The 5065-nt window shown below is 34.2% G+C and carries 3 protein-coding genes and 1 tRNA gene; 2 read left to right on the plus strand and 2 right to left on the minus strand.

All coding sequences use genetic code 11. The features are described 5' to 3' along the window. Window positions 1-88: 88 nt before the first annotated feature. Both Q0A18_RS02690 and Q0A18_RS02695 read left to right on the plus strand, forming a co-directional pair. A tRNA-Ser gene (locus Q0A18_RS02690) sits at window positions 89-173 on the plus strand. 249 nt (window positions 174-422) lie between these two features. Beyond that, window positions 423-1646, plus strand: coding sequence for a site-specific integrase (locus tag Q0A18_RS02695; RefSeq protein WP_292008630.1), 1224 nt, complete (start codon window positions 423-425; stop codon window positions 1644-1646). Window positions 1647-1848: 202 nt separating this feature from the next. Here Q0A18_RS02695 and Q0A18_RS02700 read toward each other — a convergent pair whose 3' ends face one another. Beyond that, window positions 1849-4011, minus strand: a complete 2163-nt coding sequence (locus tag Q0A18_RS02700; RefSeq protein ID WP_292008631.1) for a peptidase domain-containing ABC transporter — start codon at window positions 4009-4011, stop codon at window positions 1849-1851. Continuing rightward, the coding region (locus Q0A18_RS02705) for an HlyD family efflux transporter periplasmic adaptor subunit (RefSeq protein ID WP_292008632.1) at window positions 4011-5065 on the minus strand (1055 nt) is incomplete at its 5' end. The genes Q0A18_RS02700 and Q0A18_RS02705, both read right to left, overlap by 1 nt.

Genomic DNA, 5065 nt, shown 5'->3' on the forward strand with positions numbered 1-5065 from the left:
TATAATAATTTCTTTTCAAATTGTTTAGCAGAAAACAAAATGAGTTTTATATTTGCACCACTGAAAACAACGGCATAGTCGTTATTCAGGAGAGTTGGCAGAGTGGTCGATTGCGGCAGTCTTGAAAACTGTTGACTGTAACAGGTCCGGGGGTTCGAATCCCTCACTCTCCGCAACTATTAAATTAAAATAGTACAAAATGCTGTAAAATTGATGTTTTACAGCATTTTTTGTTTTATGTCGGTTCCAAAAAGAGCTAAATAATCACAATCTGAAAGTGACCTATTCAGTGACCTAATAAAAAGGTAAGCTACAGGTCACTGAAAAGTTGGGAAACAGCCTGTTCGTCGGCTTGTTCAGAAATTGAACATCTTGTGACAGGTTTATGATCAGGTTAATTTGGAATTATTAAAACCGATATTATGAACAAGACATTTAATTTGCTTTTTTATATCAAAAAAGTTAAAATCAACGCTCAGGGAGAAGCACCTATCTACATGAGAATTACTATAGATGGTAAAATCTCCGAGATCAGTACAAAACGTACCATATTACCTTCGAAATGGAACTCCTCGGCTCAAAGTGTAAAAGGTTCATCAGAAGAATCCAAATCCCTCAACTTCTATCTTAAAACATTTGAACAAAAAATTTATGATACGTATCACGAGTTGATACGGGAAAAAGAGATGGTCACCTGTGAAATTCTTAAGAATAAACTATTGGGAAAGGATTATAAGAATCGAATGCTGATTCCTATTTTTCAGGATCATAATGACAGGATAGAGAAATTAGTCGGAAAAGAGTTTGCAAAAGGAACATTAACCCGATATAAAACCTGTCTGAGTCATACTAAAGAGTTTATACGATGGAAATATAAAATTTCTGATATTGATATTCAAAAAATTGATTATGCGTTTCTTAATGATTTTGAATTTTTCCTGCGAACAGAAAGATTATGCAATAACAATTCAGCAGTAAAATATATTAGGAATTTCGGAAAAGTTATCAGGATTTGCATTGCCAATGGATGGATTCAAAAAGATCCGTTTGTAAACTATCACTCTAAAATTAAGGAAGTAGCAAGAGTTTTTCTTAATGAATCTGAAATGTTAGCTATTTCTTCTAAGAATTTCAACAATGAAAGGTTATCAGTAGTAAGAGATATTTTTTTGTTTAGCTGCTTTACCGGATTAGCTTATATTGACACCAAAAAATTAACTGCTCAAAATATAGGTATAGGACTTGATGGAAGTAAATGGATTTATACGAATCGCGAAAAAACGAAAACGACTTCAAATATACCTTTACTTGCCCAAGCCGAAAGCATTATAGAAAAATATAAAAATCATCCGGCTTGTATAAATAGTGGCAGGCTGCTTCCTGTTCTCAGCAATCAAAAAACGAATGCGTACTTAAAAGAAATTGCTGATTTATGTGGTATCAATAAAGAATTAACCTATCATATAGCCCGCCACACCTTTGCCACTACAGTTACCTTATCAAATGGGGTTTCCATTGAGAGTGTGAGTAAAATGCTTGGTCACAAAAATATGAGAACAACTCAGCATTATGCCAAGATTCTGGATAGTAAAGTAAGTGAGGATATGATGTCTTTGAGACAAAAATTGATTGATAAGATTGTTTAATCTAACTAACTGTAACCTAAGTAGATTATCTTTAAAGCCTCTAACTGAACCTCGCAAATGCGGGGTTTATCTCTGATATTGCAAAGTTCCGTATTATAGGGAGGCTTTTTATTAGGTAAATATTATTTTATAAAATTTTAGCTAAAAGTTCTATAACCGCTAAAAATAAGGTAAGCATAAAATCAATCATAATATTTTAGTTTTAATAGTCTAACCGAGTACTTTGTTTTTCCCACATAGATTTATAAACAGAATCTTTGTTTATAAGTTCGTTGTGGTTTCCTTTTTCAATAATCTGCCCGTCCTTCATCACCAAAATAGTATCAGCATTTGCGATAGTGCTCAATCGGTGGGCAATAACAATCATGGTTTTCCCTTGATTTCTGAACTCCTGTAAGGTATTTTGAATGATCATTTCTGATTCTGTATCCAATGAAGAAGTAGCCTCGTCCAATATCAGAACTTCAGGATTTTTATATAAAGCTCTTGCAATGGCAATTCTCTGTTTCTGACCACCCGAAAGCAAAGCCCCGTTTTCACCTAAATAAGTTTGAAAACCGTTGGGTAATTTCTCAACGAAACTCAATATGCCCAGTTTTTTTGTGATGTTTAAAATCCTTTGTATATCTGGAAAATCCTCTCCTAAAGCTATATTTTCAATCACATTTCCTGAAAATAAATCTATCTGCTGCGGAACTACGGACACTAAGCTCCTTAAAGAATAGTTGGAAATATAATTGATGTCATAATCTCCAATCATAATTTTTCCTGCTTTGAGAGAATATAAATTTTGAACTAAAGAAGCTAAAGTTGTTTTGCCACTGCCGCTTTCCCCAACAATAGCCGTTGTTTCTCCTTTTTTTATAAGACAATTGAAGTTTGTAAAAACTTCGGTTCTACTGCCATAGCTAAAGCTTACCTCCTTAAACTCAATATCGCCAATATTATCTTTTGTCAATTCTAATTTATCGGTATTTTCCTCACGTTCCAGATCCATGATTTCAAAAAGGCGGTCAGCAGCAATTAAAGCATTCTGAATAGTTTTGTTCATTCCGATTAGTTGGGATACAGGATTTGTAAAATATCCTATCAAAGCATAAAAAGACAGCAATTCTCCGGGGGTGATTACTCTGTCAATTACATACCCTGAACCCACCCAAAGTAATACAATCGTAAATATTCGGGATAAAAACTCTGATGAATTGCCCGAAAATAAAGCATTCATTACTGAAGCATAAATTGTTTTTAATAATTTTGAAAAAGCATTATCCGTTTTATTATTAGCAAAAGTTTCTACTCCAAATTGTTTAATCGTTTTTACGGAAGTGATGGATTCAACCAAATGAGATTCCAGCTCAGCACTTTCTTCCATTAATTGCCTTTCTGCTTTTTTATTCAGCTTATTGGTGATCCAATAGACTAAAAAATAAAAAGGAATTACTAAGGCTGTAATTAATGCCAGTTTCCAATAATAGGTGAACATCAACGCAAATGAAAAAATAATGATAAAAATATTGACAAAAATCTGTATGGAAACATCATTGATAAATGTTCTTATTTTAACGGCATCATTTACCCTAGAGATAATTTCCCCTACTTTCATTGTATCGAAAAATCGTTGAGGTAGTTTTAATAAATGCTTGTAGTATCCAAGAATAAGGTGTTTGTCCATTTTTTGCCCGGTTTGCAATACCAAAACACTTTTCATAGCTCCAATGAATATTTGAAACAATAGTATTATAATCATTCCAACAGAAAGTAAGTTGAGTAGACGTTTGTTTCCGTCTATCAGAACATAATCTGTTATTTTTTCAATATAAATAGAGGTTGATAATCCCAAAATCGTATAGACCAATGCGCCTAATAAAGCTTGTATTAAGATACTTTTGTGCGGTTGAACTAAGTTCCAGAATCTTTTATAGAGGCTGGTTTTTTCATCCCTCTGTTCAAAGTATTCATTAGGTTCCAAGAGAATAAGCACTCCGGTCCAGACTTTTGAAAAATCTTCTGTTTTATATTCTTCCAGCTTTCCTCTTGCGGGATCCATTACTGTAACTTTATCCTTTGTGACTTTGTAAATGACTACATAATGGTGCATTTGCCCATTAACAATAATATGGGCAATAGCTGGTAAAGGAAGTTCCAGCAAAGCATCCACACCGCCTTTTACCCCTTTTGCATTGAAGCCCATTTGTTCCAATCCCTGTATTAAGCCTAAAACATTTGTTCCTCTTGTATCGGTATGACAGATCTGCCGGATCTTGGCAATAGGCATTTTTAATCCGTAATGGCTTGCAACGGAAGCTAGACAAGCAGCACCACAATCTTTGATATCGTGCTGTTTTATCAATATATTTTTTTTCATCATTTCAATTTTGGATTAAACCAATCGTCTACGCGATCAAATAATAATTGCCATAATGTACGGTCGATCAGGTGAAAACGTGCTGTAAAAGTCATTCCTTTATCAACTTCTCCTTTGTAGCCGTTTTTCAATTGCAAGTAGTTTTTATCCATTTGGCAGAGAACCCTAAAGAAAGCTTCTCCGGTTTGTTCATTAATTTTAATATTCTGATCTATTTCAGAAACCTTGCCTTCCAATAATCCCCATTGGTTATAATTATAAGTGTCGATTTGGTATTTTACATTTTGTCCGGCATGGATGAAGCCGATGTCTTTTGGCGAAACGAGGCATTCAGCGATTAGGGAAACTTCCGGAGAAATTTCCCCTATGCTTTGTCCTTGCGTTAAAAAATTGTTTTTCTGTATTCCGGAGAAATTAACAAGTCTTCCAGAAATGGGAGCTGTAATAATGTAGTTTTTTTGTTCCTGATTAATGCGTTGCACTTCTGAACCTAAAGAACGGATTTGCCTTTCTACTTCTCTTTTCTGCGTTTGCCATTGAGCAATTTGTTGTTCTCTTATTCCGGCAATCTGATTTTTAAGTCCTTGAAGATTGTAGAAAAATTTATCATATTCTGCTTTGGGGATTACTCCCTGGTTATAAAGGGTAGCTGCCCTGTCAAAATCTTTTTGAGCTAAAGACAATTGTGTTTGTACCTGAGCAATTTTTTCCTGCATAGCAGATAACTCTCTTTGGTATTGCCCGGTTTGTAAGCCTGAAGTTTGTCCTCTTGTCAGTTTATTTAAGTCCTGCAATTGTGCTGAATAATCTGAACTTTGGCTGTTTTGTAAATTCTTTTGAGTATCGAGCTGCTCTGCTGTTACGATGAGCAAAGTATCACCTTGTTTTATTCCCTGATTATTTCTTTCTAGTTTACTATAAATAATTCTCCCTGTAACAATAGCAGAAACTTTAGTGTTCTCCTGAACAGATCGTATCACACCTCTTGATGAAGAGGAAATGGGAACTTTTATTATTGGTAAAATGCATAGGAAGGTAACTACAAGAATTAAAA

The sequence above is a fragment of the Chryseobacterium sp. genome, from assembly GCF_022712095.1.
GTDB lineage: Bacteria > Bacteroidota > Bacteroidia > Flavobacteriales > Weeksellaceae > Chryseobacterium.